Annotated in this window: 20 protein-coding genes and 1 pseudogene; 12 read left to right on the top strand and 9 right to left on the bottom strand. The window is 73.9% G+C overall.

Translation table 11 applies throughout. From position 1 onward, the window contains the following. Position 1: 1 nt before the first annotated feature. The 4 genes from EAD96_RS24245 (at position 2) to EAD96_RS24230 (ending at position 6,740) form a co-directional block, all read left to right on the top strand. The gene (locus tag EAD96_RS24245) at positions 2-1,321 is read left to right on the top strand and encodes an aldehyde dehydrogenase (protein ID WP_121685888.1); all 1,320 of its coding nucleotides are present in this window, start codon (positions 2-4) and stop codon (positions 1,319-1,321) included. Positions 1,322-1,326: 5 nt separating this feature from the next. Continuing rightward, complete coding sequence (locus EAD96_RS24240; protein ID WP_121685892.1) at positions 1,327-2,094, top strand: 3-oxoacyl-ACP reductase; 768 nt, start codon at positions 1,327-1,329, stop codon at positions 2,092-2,094. Then, complete coding sequence (locus EAD96_RS24235) at positions 2,091-2,801, top strand: gamma-glutamyl-gamma-aminobutyrate hydrolase family protein (RefSeq protein WP_121685887.1); 711 nt, start codon at positions 2,091-2,093, stop codon at positions 2,799-2,801. Before EAD96_RS24240 ends, EAD96_RS24235 begins: the two co-directional genes overlap by 4 nt. Before the next feature lie 207 nt (positions 2,802-3,008). After that, a complete protein-coding gene (locus EAD96_RS24230) occupies positions 3,009-6,740 on the top strand; it encodes a SpoIIE family protein phosphatase (RefSeq protein WP_233586153.1) in 3,732 nt (1,243 codons plus the stop codon). Here EAD96_RS24230 and EAD96_RS24225 read toward each other — a convergent pair. Next, complete coding sequence (locus tag EAD96_RS24225) at positions 6,704-7,273, bottom strand: GNAT family N-acetyltransferase (protein WP_121685886.1); 570 nt, start codon at positions 7,271-7,273, stop codon at positions 6,704-6,706. The genes EAD96_RS24230 and EAD96_RS24225 overlap by 37 nt on opposite strands. An 84-nt stretch (positions 7,274-7,357) precedes the next feature. Next, positions 7,358-7,699, bottom strand: a complete 342-nt coding sequence (locus tag EAD96_RS24220; protein WP_121685885.1) for an STAS domain-containing protein — start codon at positions 7,697-7,699, stop codon at positions 7,358-7,360. Positions 7,700-7,763: 64 nt separating this feature from the next. Between EAD96_RS24220 and map the strand changes: the two genes are divergently transcribed. Both map and EAD96_RS24210 read left to right on the top strand, forming a co-directional pair. Continuing rightward, positions 7,764-8,621, top strand: coding sequence for a type I methionyl aminopeptidase (gene map, locus EAD96_RS24215; protein WP_013284652.1), 858 nt, complete (start codon positions 7,764-7,766; stop codon positions 8,619-8,621). Continuing rightward, positions 8,618-9,334, top strand: a complete 717-nt coding sequence (locus EAD96_RS24210) for a VIT1/CCC1 transporter family protein (RefSeq protein WP_120571123.1) — start codon at positions 8,618-8,620, stop codon at positions 9,332-9,334. The genes map and EAD96_RS24210 overlap by 4 nt, the downstream gene beginning before the upstream one ends. A gap of 27 nt (positions 9,335-9,361) precedes the next feature. Here EAD96_RS24210 and EAD96_RS24205 read toward each other — a convergent pair whose 3' ends face one another. Beyond that, positions 9,362-10,090, bottom strand: a complete 729-nt coding sequence (locus EAD96_RS24205; protein ID WP_121685891.1) for a nucleotidyltransferase domain-containing protein — start codon at positions 10,088-10,090, stop codon at positions 9,362-9,364. Between the two features lie 67 nt (positions 10,091-10,157). Here EAD96_RS24205 and EAD96_RS24200 point away from each other — a divergent pair, with 67 nt between their 5' ends. Both EAD96_RS24200 and EAD96_RS24195 read left to right on the top strand, forming a co-directional pair. Continuing rightward, complete coding sequence (locus EAD96_RS24200) at positions 10,158-10,427, top strand: type II toxin-antitoxin system prevent-host-death family antitoxin (protein ID WP_121685890.1); 270 nt, start codon at positions 10,158-10,160, stop codon at positions 10,425-10,427. A gap of 32 nt (positions 10,428-10,459) precedes the next feature. Further along, positions 10,460-10,705, top strand: a complete 246-nt coding sequence (locus tag EAD96_RS24195) for a type II toxin-antitoxin system RelE/ParE family toxin (protein ID WP_121685889.1) — start codon at positions 10,460-10,462, stop codon at positions 10,703-10,705. A gap of 19 nt (positions 10,706-10,724) precedes the next feature. On the opposite strand, the gene EAD96_RS24190 is transcribed toward EAD96_RS24195, so the two are convergent. The 6 genes from EAD96_RS24190 to EAD96_RS24165 all read right to left on the bottom strand — a co-directional run bounded on the left by EAD96_RS24190 (position 10,725) and on the right by EAD96_RS24165 (position 16,387). Further along, positions 10,725-11,204, bottom strand: a complete 480-nt coding sequence (locus tag EAD96_RS24190; protein ID WP_121685884.1) for a nitroreductase family deazaflavin-dependent oxidoreductase — start codon at positions 11,202-11,204, stop codon at positions 10,725-10,727. 159 nt (positions 11,205-11,363) lie between these two features. Beyond that, complete coding sequence (locus tag EAD96_RS24185; RefSeq protein WP_121685883.1) at positions 11,364-14,045, bottom strand: FtsX-like permease family protein; 2,682 nt, start codon at positions 14,043-14,045, stop codon at positions 11,364-11,366. Then, positions 14,042-14,773, bottom strand: coding sequence for an ABC transporter ATP-binding protein (locus EAD96_RS24180; RefSeq protein WP_121685882.1), 732 nt, complete (start codon positions 14,771-14,773; stop codon positions 14,042-14,044). Before EAD96_RS24180 ends, EAD96_RS24185 begins: the two co-directional genes overlap by 4 nt. Positions 14,774-14,792: 19 nt before the next feature. After that, positions 14,793-15,374, bottom strand: a complete 582-nt coding sequence (locus tag EAD96_RS24175; RefSeq protein WP_013284661.1) for a PadR family transcriptional regulator — start codon at positions 15,372-15,374, stop codon at positions 14,793-14,795. A gap of 69 nt (positions 15,375-15,443) precedes the next feature. Further along, positions 15,444-15,884, bottom strand: coding sequence for a ferritin-like domain-containing protein (locus EAD96_RS24170; RefSeq protein ID WP_120573921.1), 441 nt, complete (start codon positions 15,882-15,884; stop codon positions 15,444-15,446). 53 nt (positions 15,885-15,937) lie between these two features. Then, positions 15,938-16,387: a hypothetical protein gene (locus EAD96_RS24165; protein ID WP_199733283.1), complete on the bottom strand. Its 450-nt coding sequence runs from the start codon at positions 16,385-16,387 to the stop codon at positions 15,938-15,940. A gap of 264 nt (positions 16,388-16,651) precedes the next feature. Between EAD96_RS24165 and rimP the strand changes: the two genes are divergently transcribed. From rimP to EAD96_RS24145, 4 genes and pseudogenes are all read left to right on the top strand, one after another. Continuing rightward, positions 16,652-17,302, top strand: a complete 651-nt coding sequence (rimP, locus tag EAD96_RS24160; protein ID WP_120571118.1) for a ribosome maturation factor RimP — start codon at positions 16,652-16,654, stop codon at positions 17,300-17,302. Next, positions 17,299-18,342, top strand: coding sequence for a transcription termination factor NusA (gene nusA, locus EAD96_RS24155; RefSeq protein WP_120571117.1), 1,044 nt, complete (start codon positions 17,299-17,301; stop codon positions 18,340-18,342). Before rimP ends, nusA begins: the two co-directional genes overlap by 4 nt. A 15-nt stretch (positions 18,343-18,357) precedes the next feature. After that, a pseudogene (locus tag EAD96_RS24150) lies at positions 18,358-18,694 on the top strand (YlxR family protein). 93 nt (positions 18,695-18,787) lie between these two features. Then, positions 18,788-19,016: translation initiation factor IF-2 N-terminal domain-containing protein (locus tag EAD96_RS24145; RefSeq protein WP_147457924.1), on the top strand; the 229-nt coding region annotated here is incomplete at its 3' end.

Here is a 19,016-nt window from a genome sequence, read left to right as displayed (position 1 = left end):
GATCGGGGTCGTTCCGGGGTGCTCCGTTGCGGACGTGGATGCGGCTGTCTCGCGGGCTTCCGCGGCGTTCGAGACGTGGCGGAACGTGGCACCGGGGGATCGGGGGCGGCTGCTGCGGCGGTTCGCCGCCCAGGTCGACGCGCACCTGGAGGAGCTGGCCCAGCTGGAGGTGCGCAACGCCGGGCACACCGTCGGCAACGCGCGCTGGGAGGCGGGCAACGTCCGCGACGTGCTCGACTACTACGCGGGCGCGCCGGAACGGCTGACCGGGCACCAGATCCCGGTGCCCGGCGGGCTCGACGTCACGTTCCACGAGCCGCTGGGCGTGGTCGGCGTGATCGTGCCGTGGAACTTCCCGATGCCGATCGCCGGCTGGGGATTCGCCCCGGCGCTCGCCGCCGGCAACACGGTGGTGCTCAAGCCCGCCGAGCTGACCCCGCTGACCGCGCTGCGCCTGGCCGAACTGGCCCGCGACGCCGGCCTGCCCGACGGCGTGTTCACCGTGCTGCCCGGCCGGGGCAGCGTGGTCGGCGAACGGTTCGTCACCCACCCGGCCGTCCGCAAGATCTGTTTCACCGGCTCGACCGAGGTCGGCACCCGGATCATGGCCGGCTGCGCGGCCCAGGTGAAGCGGGTGACGCTGGAGCTGGGCGGCAAGTCCGCCAACATCGTCTTCGCCGACGCGGACCTGGAGAAGGCGGCGGCCACCGCGCCGTACGCGGTCTTCGACAACGCCGGCCAGGACTGCTGCGCCCGCTCCCGGATCCTGGTCCAGCGCCAGGTGTACGACAGGTTCCTGGAACTGCTCGAACCGGCCGTGCGGGCGTTCCGGGTGGAGGACCCGGCCCGGGAGAGCGCCGAGATGGGCCCGCTGATCTCCGCCGCGCACCGGGACCGGGTCGCCGGCTACGTCGACGGCGCGCACGTCGCCTTCACCGGCTCCTGCCCCGACGGCCCCGGCTTCTGGTACGCCCCGACGGTGCTGCTCGCCGGCTCCCCGGCGGACCGGCACTGGCGGGAGGAGGTCTTCGGCCCGGTCGTCTCGGTGCTGCCGTTCGACGACGAGGCGGACGCGATCCGGCTCGCCAACGACACCGAGTACGGCCTCTCCGGCTCGATCTGGACCCGGGACGTCGGGCGCGCGGTGCGGGTGGCCCGCGCGGTCGAGTCCGGCAACCTCAGCGTCAACTCGCACTCCTCGGTGCGCTACTGGACCCCGTTCGGCGGGATGAAGCGCTCCGGCCTGGGCCGGGAGCTGGGCCCGGACGCGCTGCACGCCTTCACCGACGTCAAGAACGTGTTCATCGGCACCGAGGAGTGATCACAGTGCAGGGACGGCTTTCCGACCGGGTGGCGGTGGTGACCGGCGCGGGCAGCGGCATCGGGCTGGCCACCGTACGCCGATTCGCCGCCGAGGGCGCCCGGGTGGTGTGCGTGGACATCGACGCCGACGCCGGCACCCGGGCCGCGCAGGAGGTGGGCGGCGAGTTCGTGGCCGCCGACGTGGCCGACGAGACGGCGGTCCGCGACCTGTTCGACGGCGTGGTGCAGCGACACGGACGGGTGGACGTGTCGTTCCACAACGCGGGCATCTCGCCGCCGGACGACGACTCCATCCTGGAGACCGGGCTGGACGCCTGGGAGCGGGTGCTGCGGGTGAACACCACGAGCGTCTACCTGTGCTGCAAGTACGTCATCCCGCACATGCGCCGGCAGGGCAAGGGCTCGATCATCAACACCGCGTCGTTCGTGGCGCTGATGGGCGCGGCCACCTCGCAGATCGCGTACACGGCGAGCAAGGGCGGGGTGCTGGCGATGACCCGGGAGCTGGGCGTGCAGTTCGCCCGCGAGGGCATCCGGGTGAACGCGCTGTGCCCCGGGCCGGTGGCCACGCCGCTGCTGCTGGAACTGTTCGCCAAGGACCCCGAGCGGGCCGCCCGGCGGCTGGTGCACGTGCCGATGGGCCGGTTCGGCGACCCTGCCGAGATCGCCGCCGCGGTGGCGTTCCTCGCCAGCGACGACGCCTCGTTCATGACCGCCGCGCAGTTCGTCGTCGACGGCGGCATCACCGGCGCGTACGTCACACCGCTATGAGGCCGGTGATCGGCATCACCGCGTACGTCGAACCGGCCGGCTGGGCGGTGTGGCGGGACGTGCCGGCGACGCTCGTGCCGCACGCGTACGTCCGGGCGGTCACCGCGGCGGGCGGCCGGGCCGTCGTGCTGCCCCCTGACGACGCCGACGCCGACGTGCTGGGGCTGCTGGACGGGCTGCTGCTGGCCGGCGGCGCGGACGTCGGCCCGGAGCGGTACGGCGAGCCGCCGGACCCGCGTACCGAGAGCCGGCCGGACCGCGACGCCGGGGAGGTGACGCTGCTGACCGCCGCGCTCGCCGCCGACCTGCCGGTGCTGGGCGTGTGCCGGGGGATGCAGTTGCTCGCGGTGGCGTACGGCGGCGTGCTGCACCAGCACCTGCCGGACGTGGTCGGGCACGACGGGCACCGCCCCGCGCCGGGCGTGTACGGGTCGCACCCGGTGCGCTTCGCCCCGGACAGCCTGACCGGGCGGGTCATGGCCGGGGTGGACCGGGTCAACTCGTACCACCATCAGGCGGTGGCCGACCCCGGCGGCCTGACGGTCACCGGCTGGGCCGACGACGGGGTGATCGAGGCGGTGGAGGACCCGGCGCGGCGCTTCGTGCTCGGGGTGCAGTGGCATCCGGAGAACGAGGCCGACCCGCGGCCGGTGGCCGCGCTGGTCCGGGCCGCGATGTCGGCCAGATCACACACCCGCGTTTCGTAGGTGGGGGAAAGGCCGAATCGGCGGTCCCGCCGACCCGGCGAGGACCGCCCGAGTCGCCCCGGACCGTCTGTTACGCCAGGATGAGTCGGAGGTAACCAGCGTCGAACGGTGCGGGTGCGTTACGTTGCTCGTCCGTCGGGGTAGTACGCGGGGACGGTCGGCGGAGAATCGCCGGCCGTCGTGATCATGGCCGGAGCGGGAGGCTGCATGGGCTCGGCCCTGGGGGGCGGGGACGACGGTCGTTCGTCCCCGGCGGCCGGCGAGGCGTCCCTACCGCCACTGCTCGCCGCGGCGTTCGCCGCCGGTGGCGAGATGGGCGAGCGGCTGCGCGGGTTCGACTGGTCGACCACCGCCCTCGGCAGCCCGGACCGCTGGCCCACCGCGCTCTGCCACGCCCTGAGCACCATGCTGTCGTCCCGCGCCCAGATGGTCGTGTTCTGGGGCGAGGAGCACCTGGCCTTCTACAATGACGCCTACCGGCCGACCATCGGCGACAAGCACCCGGCCGTGATCGGACAGCCCGCCCGGGGGCACTGGGCGGAGACCTGGGACGTGCTCGGCCCGCTGCTGGACGGAGTGCGTCGCACCGGCGTGCCGTACCGGGGCGAGAACCATCCGTTCGTGCTCGATCGCCACGGTTTCCTGGAGGACGTCTACTTCGACGTCTCGTACGACCCGATCCGTGGTGCCGACGGCAGCGTCGGTGGCCTGTTCTGCTTCGTCAACGAGACCACCGGCCGGGTGCTCGGCGAGCGCCGGCTCCGCGCCCTCGCCGAGCTGGGCAACGAGCTGGGCGACGTGCCGGGCCTGCTCGAACTGGGCCGGGCCGTGACCCGCGTGCTCGACGCCCACCGCGCCGACGTGCCGTTCAGCGCGCTGTGGTTCCAGGGTGAGGGCGGGTCGCCGGTGCCGGCCGGTTGTTCAGGCGTGGACCCCGCCGTCGTCGCCGGTCCGCCGCCCGGGCTGCCCGCTGACGGGCCGCTCACCGAGCCGCGCTGGATCGCCACCGCCGACCTCCCGGGCGCGGTGCCGCCGGACGCCGCCGACCAGGCGCTCCTGCTGCCGCTGACCGCCACCAACGAGCCGGCCGGCGTGCTGCTGCTCGGCGTGTCCCGACGGCTGCCGTTCACCGACGACTACCGCGACTTCGTCGACCTGGTCGCCGCGCAGGTCTCCCGGGCCGTCGGCAAGCAGCGGGCGTACGAGCAGGAACGCGCCCGCGCCGCCGAGCTGGCCGCGCTGGATCGCGCCAAGACCAACTTCTTCGCCAACGTCAGCCACGAGTTCCGCACCCCGCTCACGCTGGTCCTCGGGCCGCTGGAGGAACTGCTCGCCGACCGGGAGCTGCCCGAGCGCTACCTCGACCGGCTCACCGTCATGCACCGCAACGGGCTGCGCCTGCTCAAGCTGGTCAACACGGTCCTCGACTTCTCCCGGCTGGAGTCCGGCCGGCTGGCCGCCCGCTACCAGCCCACCGACCTGTCCGACTACACCTCGCGGCTGGCCAGCACGTTCCGCTCGGCCACCGAGCGGGCCGGCCTGCGCCTGGTGGTGGACTGCCCGCCGCTGCCCGCGCCGGTCTACGTCGACCGGGACATGTGGGAGAAGATCGTCCTCAACCTGGTGTCGAACGCGGTCAAGTTCACCTTCGACGGCGAGATCCGGGTCCGGATGCGTGCCGCCGACGGCGCCGCCGTGCTGGAGGTCACCGACACCGGCGTCGGCATCGCCTCGGAGGAACTGCCGCAGGTCTTCGAGCGGTTCCACCGGGTAGCCGGCGCCCGATCTCGTACCCACGAGGGCACCGGCATCGGGCTCGCCCTGGTCCGCGAGCTGGTCGAGATGCACGGCGGCACGGTGACCGCGCACAGCGTCGTCGACCGGGGCACCACGTTCACGGTGACCATGCCCTTCGGGTACGCGCACCTGCCCGCCGACCGGGTGTCCGCCCTCACCCCGATGTCGCCGGGTGAGCCGGCGCAGGCCCGCCTGTACGTGGCCGAGACGGCGCTCTGGACCGACGAGGTGGCCCGGCCCACCGGACTGCCCGAGGCGTCCGGCGCACCGGGTGGGTCCGGCCGGATCCTGTTCGCCGACGACAACCCCGACCTGCGCGAGCACGTCGTCCGGCTGCTCTCCCCGGCGTACGAGGTGGTGGCCGTGCCGGACGGCGCGGAGGCGCTGCGGCTGGCCGTCCAGACCCCGTTCGACCTGGTGCTGACCGACGTGATGATGCCCCGGCTGGACGGCTTCGGGCTGGTCACCGCGTTGCGTGCCGACCCGGCCACCCGGCACGTGCCGATCGTGCTGCTCTCCGCGCGGGCCGGGGCCGCCGAGGAGGTCGCCGGTCTGTCCACCGGTGCCGACGACTATCTGACCAAGCCCTTCTCCAGCCAGGAACTGGTGGCCCGGGTCCGGGCCAACGTCGAACTGGGCCAGTTGCGCGGGCAGATCATCCGCCGCCTGCGGGCGCTCGCCGACGCCGCCGTGGAGATCAACACCGCCCGGTCCACCGCCGAGGTGGTCCGGGTGGCCGCCCGGCACGCGCTGCGCCTGGCCGAGGCCGGACGCGTCCGGGTGACCGCCACCGGGGCCCGCCACGAGGAGGACGCCGGCGGCGACCTGCCCGCCGAGCCGACAGTGGTGCTGCCGCTCACCGGCACCTCCGGCGAGCAGCTCGGCGAGCTGCGGGTGTGGCGCCGGGAGGGTGGCGGCACCGAGGAGGCGGCGCTCACCGAACTGGCCCGGCTGATCGGCGTTCGGCTGGAGAACGCCCAGCTCTACGAGGCCGAGCACCACATCGCCACCACGCTCCAGCACAGCCTGCTGCCGCGTACGCTGCCGCAGTTGCCCGGCGCGGTGGTGGCCAGCCGCTACCTGCCCGGCAGCGCCGACGTGGAGGTCGGCGGCGACTGGTACGACGTGATGGCCACCGCCGACGACGACCTGGTGCTGGTCATCGGCGACGTGGTGGGCAAGGGCGTGCGGGCCGCCGCGGCGATGGGCCAGCTCCGCAACGCGCTGCGGGCGTACGTCCTCGAGGGCTACGACCCGGGCGAGGCGCTGACCCGGCTCAACCGGCTGGTCCACTCCGCCGGCAGCGGCTCCTTCGCCACAGTGGTCTGCCTCGGCTTCTCCCCGCGCACCGGCCGCATCCGGTACGCCAGCGCGGGCCACCCCTCACCCCTGCTGATCCGAGGAGACGACGTGGCGTTCCTGCACGATCGGGCCCTCGGACCGCCGATCGGGGCCATTCCCGGCGCCGTCTACCCGGCTGCCGAGGGCGAACTCGCCCCGGGCAACCGGCTCCTGCTCTACACCGACGGCCTGATCGAGGACCGGTCCGCGGGGATCGACGCCGGGCTGGGCCAGTTGCGGGCGGACGCGAGGGCGCGCGCCGGGCACGTGGCGGACCTGGTCGACGCCGTCATGGCGCGGGTCGCCGAGCGGTCCCGGCACGACGACGCGGCGGTGCTCGCGCTGGAGGCGACCGAGCTGAACCGGTTCGCGCTGCGCCTGCCCGCCGACCCGACCCGGCTCAGCGTGCTGCGTAAGCGGCTGGAGGACTTCCTCGTCGCCCACCAGGTCGGCGAGACCGACCTGTTCGACCTGACGGTGGCGGTGTCGGAGGCGGCGGCGAACGCGATCGAGCATCCGATCGACCCGGTCGATCCGACGATCGAGGTCGAGGTGACCATCGCCGACCGTACGGTCACCGCGACCATCAGGGACAGCGGGCGCTGGCGGGAGTCGAGCGGGTCCAGCTTCCGGGGACGCGGGCTGGCGCTGATCCAGGCGCTGGGGGAGATGGACGTGACGCGTACCGAGACGGGCACCGAGCTGACGCTGCGCCGCCGCCTGACCGACTGGGCCTCGACCGAGGATGCCGAGTCGTCATCCGGTCACAGCGGTGACGGGTCGTCGCGCAGCCGGCTGTAGAGCCACCCGTCACGCCAGGCGCCGGCCCGGAACTCGCAGGACCGCAAGACACCCTCCAACTGGAAACCGGCTTTCTCCAGCGACCGCTGCTCGGCGGCGTTCTCGGGATGAGTGCCGGCCTGAATGCGCTGCGCCGGGGTGTGGCTGAACAGGTAATCGCAGAGCAGCGCCTGTGCTCGCCAGCCGAGACCCCGGCCGCGCCACTCGGGCAGCAGCACGATGCCGATCTCCCAGTACGGTGCCCGCCCACCGCTCTCGCGCTGCAGGTAGCTGAGGAAGCCCACCGGTACGTCCGGGGGCTCGACCTGGACGATCAGGCCGCCGACCTTCTCGCCGAGATAGCCGTCCTCGGCGAAGCGGCGGGCCGGCGCGGCGGCGTCCTGGAAGCCGGCCCAGTCCAGCCCCACCAGACCGGGTTCGACCGCGAACCGGCGCAACATCGCGAGATCGTCCTCGGTCACCGGGCGCAGTCGTACGGTCGACCCGGGCGCCTCGTGCACGACGCCGGCCATCGACGGATGGAAGCTGTCCATCCCCCGCACCGTAGTGACGGGCCGGGCCGTTCGCTGTCCCGTGTCAACGGCGTTCACGCTGGGAGCAGCGCTCCGGTGGCGACCCTAGCCGGCGAGCCAGTCCTGGTCGCCCAGGCCGGAGATGTCCAGCACGCGCCGGACCTGCGGGGACGGCAGCACGGTGAGCGCGTCCGGGAACCGCTGGGCGAGCCGGACCACCGCGTGGATGGCGGCCGAGTCGAAGAAGGTGACCGCCCGCAGGTCGAGCGTCAGCCGCTTGGCGGGCTCGCGGAGCGCGGTCTGGAACATGGTGTCGGCGGTCGCCATGTCGACCTCGCCGGTCACCTGGACGCGCACCTGGTCGACGTCGACCTGCGCCGTCACGGAGAAGACGGGCGCCGCGTCCCCTTGATCCACGGAGCAACAATGGCACAGCGTTTGCGGCACGGCAACAACCTGCCCGGCGGGCCTGTGGCGGGGGGCACACCGGCCCCGGCGATAGGCTTGCGCCATGACCGTCCGTGCGCCGCTGACCCCCGGCACGCTCTCCCCGTGGCGAGCGGTCCCCGCCCACATCCCGCGCCCGGAGTACGTGGGTAAGAAGCGTCCCCAGGAGTGGCGCGGCTCGCACGTGCAGACGCCGGAGACCATCGAGAAGATGCGCGTGGCGGGGCGTCTCGCCGCCCAGGCCACCCAGCTCGCCGGTGAGCACTGCAAGCCGGGCGTGACCACCGACGAGATCGACAAGGTGGTGCACGAGTTCCTCTGCGACCACGGCGCCTATCCGTCGACGCTCGGCTACCGGGGCTTTCCGAAGTCGTGCTGCACCAGCCTCAACGAGGTGATTTGCCACGGCATCCCCGACACCACTGTGCTCCAGGACGGCGACATCATCAACGTCGACGTCACCGCGTACCTGAACGGCGTGCACGGCGACACCGACGCGACGTTCTGCGTGGGCGAGGTGAGCGAGGAGGCCCGCCTGCTGGTCGAGCGGACCCACACGGCGATGATGCGCGGCATCAAGGCCATCGCCCCGGGGCGGCAGATCAACGTCATCGGCCGGGTCATCGAGTCGTACGCGAAGCGCTTCGGCTACGGCGTGGTCCGCGACTTCACCGGGCACGGCATCGGCGAGGCGTTCCACAGTGGCCTCTACGTGCCGCACTACGACAGCCCGCGCCCCACCGACGTGATGGAGCCCGGCATGACGTTCACCGTCGAGCCGATGATCACGCTCGGCACCTACCAGTACGACATGTGGGACGACGGCTGGACCGTGGTCACCAAGGACCGCCGGTGGACGGCCCAGTTCGAGCACACCATCGTCGTGACCGACGACGGCTACGAGATCCTGACGCTGCCGTGACAGACACCCCCGCGGCACTGCGCGAGGCGCACCACGCGGACGTCTCCGGCGGGTGGCTGCGTCCGGCGGTCTTCGGCGCGATGGACGGCCTGGTCACCAACATCGCGCTGATCGCCGGTGTGGGCGGCGGCGGGGTGTCCCCGCGCAGCGTGGTGCTGACCGGCACGGCCGGCCTGGTGGCGGGCGCCATCTCGATGGGCCTCGGCGAGTACACGAGCGTCCGGTCAGCGAACGAGCAGGTCGCCGCCGAGGTGGCCAAGGAGCGGCGCGAGCTGGAACGCCACCCGGAGGCCGAGGCCCGGGAACTGGCCGACGCGTGGGTCGCCCGTGGACTGCCCCGGGATCTGGCGACACAGGTCGCCGAGGCGGTACGCGCCAACCCGGAGGAGGCGCTGCGCGTGCACGTACGGGAGGAACTGGGCGTCGACCCCGACGACCAGCCCAGCCCGTGGGCCGCCGCGATCTCGTCGTTCATCTGTTTCTCGATCGGCGCCCTGGTGCCGCTGCTGCCGTACCTGCTCGGCTTCACCAGCCTCTGGCTGGCGCTCGCCGTCGGCGGCGTGGGGCTGTTCGTGGCCGGTGCGGTCGTGGCCCGGTTCACCAACCGCGCCTGGTGGCGCAGCGGGCTGCGGCAGTTGCTGCTCGGCGCGCTGGCGGCCGGCGCCACCTACCTGATCGGCGCGCTGATCGGCGTCGGCGGCGGCATCGGCTGACGCCGAGCCGTCCGCGACCGTCAGCGGTCAGCCGGACAGCAGGTCGTCGATGGTGCCGTCGACCGGGCGGCCCCGGGCGGCCAGCTCCTCGGCCTGGCGGGTCAGCGCCGCGCCCACCTCGGTCATGTCCGCCCCGGCCAGCCCGGTACGCCGCACCGCGTCCCCCGGGTCGCGGAAGTAGGTGCGGCTGAACAGCCCCTGCACGGTTGCGGCGGCCAGCCGTGCCTCGCCGAGCATGAGCAGCGCCTGGTCCGTCTCGTACCACTCGGCCAGCCGCAGCGCCCGGGCGTGCGCCGCGCTGCCCCGGTACCACGCCTGCCGCGCCGCGCTCGTGAACTCCGCCGGCCGGGCCCGTGCCAGCCGCGCCAGGTGCTCGTCGCGCAGCTTCCGCAGCCAGCCGGTCGGATCGTGCAGGGCGCGCGTGGTGACGTACCGGTCCGCGGCCAGCGGCCAGCGGGACGTGATCGTCGTCGCCCGGCGCAGGTAGTCGTCCGCCCCGGCCACCGTGAGGTCGACGAGCACACCGTCCACCCGCCGGGTGGCGGGCGGCGGCCCGGCGCCCGGCCGGTAGGTGACGACCAGCAGGCCGACCTCGCGGTCCCCGCCGCCGTCGTCGTCGCCGTGCGCGAGCGGACCGTGTACGGCGACCGCCAGCACGTCGGCCGGGAACCGCCGCAGGACGGCGTCACCGACCCGCTCGGCCACCTGCCACCGTGGATCGTCCAGACGCCGCTCGGCGTCTCGTTCGCCGGCCAAGGCCACCGCCAATCCGCAACGTCGTCAGTTCCAGTTGTACGACTCGTACGAGCTGTACGCTTCAGGTATGACCGAGCCTGCTGCCGAGCTTCCGATCTCCGACGCTCGCGAGAATCTCGCGGACGTCGTCTCACGTGCTCACTACGCCGGCCGCATCACCTACGTCACTCGTCGTGGGCAGCGGCTGGCTGCCATTGTCCCGGCGGACCTCGCCGAGGCGATCGAACGCGCCGAGGACGCGATCGACGTCGAGGCTGCCCGAGCCGCCCTGGCCCGTCTGGATGCGGGCGAGGCGCCCATCTCCCTCACCGACCTACGCAAAGAGCTGGGCCTGTGAGCGGGCAGACGCCACCCGGATACACCGTCAAGATCGAGCGCGCAGCCGCCAAGCTCCTCCGTAAGCTCGACCGTCCGGTGCAGGCTCGCCTCATCGACGCGATCGCCGCTCTCGCCGCCGAACCTCGGCCTGCCGGCGTCAAGGCGCTCGTCGGGCATCCGGGCCTCCTGCGCATTCGTGTCGGCTCCTACCGCGTGGTGTACACCGTCCGCGACGAGGAACTGATCGTTCTGGTGGTGCAGCTCGGCCACCGCAGCGACGTCTACGACGCGCTCTGACCGTGCGTGGCGAGGGCGCTCAGGTGGCCGGGTTGCCGTTCGGGACCAGGCGGAACACGCGGATCTCGCGGCCACCGGCGCGCTCGACGTACGTGCGGTACGCGGGCCACTCCTGCACCAGCCGCTGGAACAGCCGTTCCCGTTCCTCGCCCGTGACCTGCTCCGCGGTGACCGGGATCCGGCGTCCCTTGACGTCCACCTCGGCACCCGGGTGGGCCATCAGGTTGAACGTCCAGGACGGCTGGTGCTGCTGCCCCCAGTTCGAGCCGATCACCACGTAGGCGTCGCCGTCGGGGACGTACACCAGGGGGTTGCTGCGGGGCTTGCCGGAGCGGCGGCCGGTGGAGGTGAGCACCAGCGTGGGCACGAGCCCGAAGGCGACCACGCGGCCCTTCGTCATCCGCCCGACCAGCCGGTCGGCCGGGACGAGCAGGCGCATGGTGGCGCCGAACCAACGCTGGTGACCTAGGCGGCGGGTGAGGGTTCCCAGGGCTGACATCCGACAAGTGTGCCGCCCACACCGCGCCCCGTCACCCCCTCGGACGGTCAGTCCGCCCCAAGGTCGACTCCATTTCCCCGAAGTGGTGGCATCCACCCAACCGGGATGCCGCCACTCCGGCGAAGTGGTGTGGATCATGGACGGTGGGGTGGGCGGGGGTCAGTCGAGCCGGCGTTCGATCGGCAGGCGGGAACGGGTGAACAGGGCCGCGCCGCCCATTGCCACCAGCGGCACCACGACCAGCGCGGCGAGCGTCACGCCGGGCACCGTCACCGGGTACGGCGCCTGCACCGGCCAGGCTTCCGCGTACCGCTGGTTGAGCGCGGCCAGGACGACCACGGCGGAGCCGAGCCCGGCGACGATGCCCAGCGCCGAGCCGAGCACCGCGATGACCCCGGCCTGGCAGAGGGACAGCAGGCGGCGTACCCGGGGATCGGCGCCGACCGCGGCGAGCGTGGACAGGTCCCGGCGGCCCTCGGCCGCGGCGAGGCCGGTGGCGACCGCGGCGGCGCCCAGCGTGATCAACCCGGAGGCCACTGCGAGCAGGATCAGCATCGGGCGCTGGTCCGACGGCGGGTCGGCGGTCGCCACCTGCGCGGACATGGGCCCGACGTCGAACAGCTCGTCGGTCAGCATCTCGACCTGCCGATCGGTGGGCGAGCCGGTGGTGTCCAGCAGGTAGCCCAACGGCACGGCGGACAGGCCGAGCGCGTCGGCGGCGGCGGGGGAGAGCACCAGCCGGTCGACCGTGAGACCGCCGCGCAGCGCGTACCCGGGCAGGAGACGCCCGGTGGGCGGGCCGCCGGAGTTGTAGTTGACCTCCACCCAGACCTGCCCGTCCGTCACCCGCCGGGGGTCGGTGACCACCACGCCGCCGGCGGCGAGCGTCCGGCGTGCGGCGGCCAGCTCGTCGGCGGGCGCTCCGGTGAGCGCGGCCAGCGCGCCACCGTCGTCCACGAGCGCCGGCAGGTAGACGTCGACCGGCTCCTGGAAGGGGCTCACGCAGCGCGGATCGCGCCGGGCCGAGTCGGGGATCACCGGGTCGGAGGAGGTGTACGGGCAGCGCTGCTCGGGCGGAACGACCGCGTACGCGGCGCAGTCGTCCTTCTCCCGGACGCCGCCGGAGCAGCCGGGGACCGCGACGGGTGCCACAGCGGCGTCGGGCAGGACGGTGCGGGCCCGGGTGGCGACGACCTCGGCCGACGGCGGGTCCGCCGGGGTCTCACCGGAGTAGGTGACCAGCACGTTCCCCGGCGGGAGGCCGGGCTGCCAGAGCTCCCGCGACCGGGTCTCGTCGCTCGCCACGTAGACGCCGATCGCGACGCTTCCGGCGACCGCCGCCATCACCGCCGAGATGGCGGGCGCGGCCGACGACCGGTTGCGGCTGGCGTCGCGCAACGCGAGCCGGGGGGTGAGCGGCAGCAGCCGGCCGGCCCGGCCCAGGACGCCGACGAGCGTCGGGGTGCAGAACACCAGCCCCAGCTCGCCCAGGGCGACGCCGGCCAGCACACCGGTCTGCGAGGTGCGGCCGGCGGCGAACGCGGCGATCGCGGTCCCGGCGACGGTGAGCGCCACCCCGATCAGCAGCCAGCGGCGGCGGGGCCGGCTCGCGTCGCGCCGGCCGGCCAGGCCGGTCGCCACGTCCTGCCGGGCCGCCGTCCAGGCCGGCGCCATCGCCGCGAGCACCCCGGCCAGCACCGCCGTCGCGGCGATCGCCACCAGCGCGCTCGGGAAGACCCGGTACGCCCCGAGGCGCTCCCCGAGCAGGTACTGCTCGACGATCGGCCGGCCGGCGAACGCCGCGCCGATGCCGAGCAGCAGGCCGAGGGCGGCCCCGCCGGCGCCGAGCACCACCCCGTCGGCGAGCACGATCCGGCGCAGGTGGGCGGCGTCGCCACCGGCCACCGCGACGAGTGCGAGATCCCGCCTCCGGCGGCGGACGCTCACCGCGAAGGCCGGGCCGACCAGCAGCACCACCTCCAGCAGGCCCAGCCCGCCGACCACGCCGATGACGCCGGCCTCGTCGGCGTCCGGTACGCGCATGCCGCGGGTGAACTCCTCCCGCCCGGGCAGCGGGTCACGGACGACGACCTGGATTCCCTGCGCGTTCAGCCGGTCGGCGAGCCCTGGGTCGAGCGGGCCGGGCAGGTCCACCAGCCAGGTGTCGCTGCCGACTGCGGTCTCCGGGGTCACCCCGGCCAGCGTGACCACGTCCCGGAGGTTGTCCGGGTACTCCACCACCCCGACCACCCGGTACGTGGCGCCGTCGATGGTGCGGACCGGGTCGCCGATGCGGGTGTCGAGCCGGCGCAGCGCCGCCGGGCTGACCGCGATCTCGTCCGGGCGTACCGGCGGGCGGCCGTCGAGGACCTCGGCCAGCGGCCGGGTGAGCGGGTCGGTCAGGTCCAGGGCGCGCGCGTCGACCGACTCGACGTGCCGGCCGACCCGCGTCGAGAACGTCATCCACCAGCGCGTGCGGGCGACCCGGCTGCCCTCTGGCAGCAGCGCGCGCACCTCCTCGGCGGTCGCCGGACGGGTCCGGCCGACCCATTCGCCCTGGACCGGCCAGGCCGACTCGCCCCAGGCGTCCTGCGTCACCGGCGTCAGGCTGTCCCAGCGCAGGGCGACGTCGGCGCCGCCGAGCTGGCGCTCGATGCGCTCGGCGCGGGTCAGATCACCCATGTCGTAGCTGACCGCGGCGAAGCTGAGGCCGAGCACCGGCAGCGCGATCATCACCAGCACCAGCAGCGTGCGCCGCCGGGACCGCCGGGCCTCCCGGCGGGCGATCCGCAGCGCGGTCCGCCACGAACCGCGTACGGCGGCGAGGCGGCCGCCGGTCACCGGCTGCTGCCGCTGAGCAGGTGGTCGACGCCGATCAGCGGGGCGGTCGAGTCGACCATCACCCCGTCGCGCAGGAAGACCACGCGGTCCGCCCAGCCGGCGTGCCGGGCCTCGTGGGTGACCAGCACCCCTGCCGCCCCGGCGTCCACCCGGCGGCGCAGCAGGTGCAGCACCGCCTCGCCGGTCTGCGAGTCCAGCGCGCCGGTCGGCTCGTCGGCGAGGACCAGGCGGCGTTCGCCGACGAGGGCCCGGGCGATCGCCACCCGCTGCTGCTGGCCGCCCGACATCTGGTCCGGGAAGCGGTCGGCCAGGTCCTCCAGGTCGACCTCGCGCAGCGCGGCCAGCGCCGACTGGCGGGCCGCCCGTACGCCGGTGCCGTCCAGTTCCAGCGGGAGCGCCACGTTCTCCACGGCGGTCAGGCTGCCGAGCAGGTTCAGGTCCTGGAAGACGTACCCGATCCGGCGGCGGCGCAGCCGGGCCAGCTCGCGGGCGGACAGCCCGACCAGCGCCTCACCCTCGACCACCACCTGGCCGCCGGTGGGCCGGTCGAGGCCACCGGCGAGCGCCAGCAGCGTGGACTTGCCGGACCCGGAGGGGCCCATCACCGCCACCAGCTCACCGGCCCGCACGGTCAGGCTCACGCCGCGCAGCGCGTGCACGGCGGCCTCGCCGGCGCCGTGGGTCCGGCGTACGTCCCGCAGCTCCAGCACCCCGTCGATCGGGTCCATCAGCGCCTCCCGTGCCGGGTCACCGGCGGGCTTCGTCGCCGGCCCGGTCCACCGCCTCGGGGTGGTCGACCGCCCGGATCGGCGCCGGGCGGTGCCGGACCAGGCTCGTCTCGCAGTGGTCGAGCCACCGCACCTCGGCCTCGGTCTGGAAGATCATCGCGTCCAGCACCAGCCGCCAGGGTAGATCCTCCGGCTTGTCGCTCGTGTACTTCAACCGGGTGAACTCCTGGAGCGCGCGCATGGTGGCGGTGCGCTGGGTCTGCACCACCGACCGCACGTCGACGCCGGGGGTGGTCAGCGCCAGCGCCAGTTTGATGGACAACTCGTCGCGGGGGCGGTCGGCGCGGCTGATCGGCGTGGCGAACCACAGCGCCAGGTCCGCGCGTCCGGCGTCGGTGATCTCGTACGGCCGCTGCCCGCTCTCGTTCTCCGGCAGCGGGCGGACCAGCCCGTCACGTTCCAGCCGCGCCAGCGTGGTGTAGACCTGTCCGATGTTCAGCGGCCAGGTCGACCCGGTGGACTCCTCGAACGCGGCACGGAGCTGGTAGCCGTACATCTGGCCGCGTTCGAGCAGGGCGAGCAGGCCGTGACGGATGGACATGACCGCGAGTATGCATACCTGGTATGCGCTACGCAACCGGAGGGTTCCGCCGGGTGACCGGCGTCGCGCTCAGGCCGGGCGGCCCGGGAACGGAACGGTGACCGGCGTCACCCCGGCCGTACGCCGCCAGCGGGTGGCACGCAACGCGCAGTCGGTGAGCGCGGCGAGCGCGGTGTTCCGGTCCGCGCCGGTGGTGTGCGGCAGCGCGGCCCGCCAGTGCCCGGCCGTCCGCTCCTCGATCTCCACCGCCAGGCGCAGCGCGCTCGCCCGGTCCGTCACCGGATAGGGCAGCGCGTATCCGGCCCGGTCGGCGGGCACCTGCCCGGAGCCCTCGGCGAGCTGCAGCAGCAGCGCGTCGCGGCGGGACCGGTGGGCCGCCTCGGCGGCACGGGCCGCCGTACGCGCCGCCTCGGTCAGGTGCACGCCGATCACCCCGTACGCCCAGACCGCCGCGTACTCGGCGGCGAGCGCGTCGGCGAGCGCGGTGGCCGGACCGGTCGTCGGGGTCATGCTGTGCCTGCCGGGCGTGCCCTCACGGCCCTCGCTCCGCTCGGTGCGTTCGTTCACTTCAGGGCCTCCACGTGAGTGGCCCGCGCGGCGGCGATCGAACCGAGCAGTGCGGCCCGCTCGGCCGGGGCCTCGGCGCACGCCCGGGCCGCGTTGGTCCGGCCCTCCTGCTCGGCCCGGCGCAGCTCGGTGAGTACGGCGTCGGGCGCGGGCGCGCTGGCCGAGCCGGCGGCCACCGGGGCGCCGGACAGCGCCGGACGGCCGATCACGCGGCGTAGCTCCTCGGCGTGCGCCCGGTGCGCGTCGGCGATCGGGGTGAGCCGTTCGGCCAGCGCCGGCGCGGCGGTGGCGGCGGCCCGGTAGCGGGCCTCCAGCGCGAGCGCCTCGGCGGCCAGCGGCTCCAGCGCGTCCGGCGCCGGTGGCTCCTTGTCGCGGTCGAAAAGATCACAACCGGTCAGCGGCGCGGTGGCGCCGCCGAGCACCACGAGCCCTCCGGCGCGCAGCAGCCAGCGCCGGGAATGCCCCGCTCTGACCTGGTCGGATGGTGTTCTGCCGATCCCCACCTGACAGAGTCAACACCATCCGCGCCGCCTCGTGGGGCAGGGTCTCGGTGCGCCGCCGGGTCCGTCGGCGGCCACAAGCGTTACGCTCTGCGCAACCACCGGGCGCGGACGCCCCGGTGGCGCGCCGGTATGGCGGGCCGATCGCCCGCACCCGGCCGAGGACAACACGGCTCGCGGGTCGTGGCAACAGCAGGAGAGGTGCGCGCAATGACGCAGCGTGGCCGTGCCACCCGGTCGACGGGGCCCGCCGGGCGGCCCCGCCGGGCCGACGGGCCCCGCGGCACGGACCGGAGCGGCGCACCTCGCGGCGATCTCGCCGCCCGCCGCAACCGGCTGCGCGAGGTGATCGAACCGGTCGTCACGGCGGCCGGTTACGACCTGGAGGACCTCTCCGTCTCCCGCGCCGGCCGGCGGCACGTGGTCCGGGTGATCGTGGACGCCGACGGCGGGATCAACCTGGACGCCGTGGCGGACGTCTCCCGCGCTGTCTCGGCGGCGCTGGACGCGGCCGAGGAGGCCGGCGGCGACATCGTGGCCGGCGAGTACCAGCTGGAGGTCAGCTCGCCCGGCGTGGACCGGCCGCTCACCCTGCCCCGGCACTGGCGGCGCAACGCCGGGCGGCTGGTCAAGGTCACCGTCCGCGGTGACGCGGGGGACCGCCAGCTCACCGGCCGGATCACGGCCGCCGACGACGAACGCGTGGTGCTGGAGACCGACGCCGGCCCCGCCGAACACCCGTACGCCGAACTCGGGCCCGGCCGGGTCCAGGTGGAGTTCAACCGCCTGGACGACCTGGCCGACGAGGACTTCGGTGACGACACCGACGACGACGAAGATCTGGAGGACGAGGAGAGGTGAACATCGACCTCGCGGCGCTGCGCGCCCTGGAGCGCGAGCGGGAGATCCCGTTCGACACGATCCTCGCGGCGATCGAGACCGCGCTGCTGACCGCCTACCGGCACACCGACGGCGCCGAGCCGCACGCCCGGGTGGAGATCGACCGCAAGAGCGGGGCCGCCTCGGTCTACGCGCAGGAACTGGACGCCGACGGCACGGTGACCCGGGAGTGGGACGACACTCCGCACGACTTCGGGCGGATCGCCGCCATGACCGCCAAGCAGGTGATCCTCCAGCGGCTGCGGGAGGCCACCGACGAGGTGCACTTCGGCGAGTACGTCGGCCGCGACGGTGACCTGGTCACCGGCGTGGTGCAGGCGCACGAGACCCGCCGCGAGAAGGGCATCGTCAGCGTCGACCTGGGCAAGCTGGAGGGTGTCCTGCCGCAGTCCGAGCAGGTCCCCGGCGAGCGGTACGAGCACGGCGAGCGGATCCGCTGCGTGGTCGTGCACGTCGCCAAGGGCATGCGCGGCCCGCAGATCACGCTGTCCCGGTCGCACCCCGCGCTGGTGAAGAAGCTGTTCGCGCTGGAGGTGCCGGAGATCGCCGACGGCACCGTGGAGATCGGCGCGATCGCACGTGAGGCAGGTCACCGTACGAAGATCGCCGTGCGCTCGACCACCTCCGGCGTCAACGCCAAGGGCGCCTGCATCGGCCCGATGGGCCAGCGGGTCCGCGCCGTGATGAGCGAACTGCACGGCGAAAAGATTGACATCATCGACTGGTCGGACGACCCGGCGACGTTCGTCGGCAACGCGTTGTCGCCGGCCAAGGCGCTGCGGGTCGAGGTGGTCGACCTGGCCACCCGTACCGCCCGGGTGACCGTCCCGGACTTCCAGCTCTCGCTCGCGATCGGCCGGGAAGGGCAGAACGCCCGCCTCGCGGCCCGCTTGACCGGTTGGCGCATCGACATCCGGTCCGACGCGGAGACCGCGGCCCCGCAGAGCCGGGGCGGAGCTGATCACGTACCGGAGCCGGGCGGCGCGATCTCCGGCGGCTAGGGGTAGACTTACTCAGTGGCACGACGCGCGATTCCGGAGCGCACCTGTGTGGGCTGCCGGAAACGAGCGCCGGCCAGCGAGTTGTTGCGGGTCGTCGCGATCGGTGACGAGGCTGGTCACACCAGTCTCCGGCCCGATCCGGCCCGCAGACTGCCGGGTCGGGGAGCGAACATGCACCCTGATCCGGCCTGCTTCGCGCAGGCGGTGCGGCGTCGCGCCTTCGGGCGGGCACTGCGCCTCACCGGGGTTCCCGACCACGGTGCGCTTGCGGAGCACGTCGACGCGCAACCCCCGACGACCGGTCAAGCCCGACCGGTCGAGGGTCGCTAGCAAGGTAGGACGACCGACATGAGCACACGATGAAGTCCCTGAAATGACCAGGCTTCAAGTGCAGGAGTGAGGTCGCTGCGGGTGCTGCCCGCACGACCTCGGAGTGAGGAGTGCAGTGGCAGGAAAGGCCCGCGTACACGAGCTTGCCAAGGAGCTCGGGGTCGAAAGCAAGACCGTTCTCGCCAAGCTCAAGGAAATGGGCGAGTTCGTGAAGTCCGCGTCCAGCACCGTCGAGGCGCCCGTCGCCCGGCGGCTGCGTAGCGCGTTCGTAGCCGGTTCGTCGGCGCCCGCCGGCCCGCCGGCTGCCGCGCCCAGTGGCCCGGCACCGACCCCGACGCCCACCC

This window comes from Micromonospora sp. BL1, from assembly GCF_003667485.1.
Lineage (GTDB): Bacteria > Actinomycetota > Actinomycetes > Mycobacteriales > Micromonosporaceae > Micromonospora > Micromonospora tulbaghiae.
The sequence above is the reverse complement of the archived record's forward strand: the minus strand, read 5'-3'. Positions and strand labels throughout refer to the sequence as shown.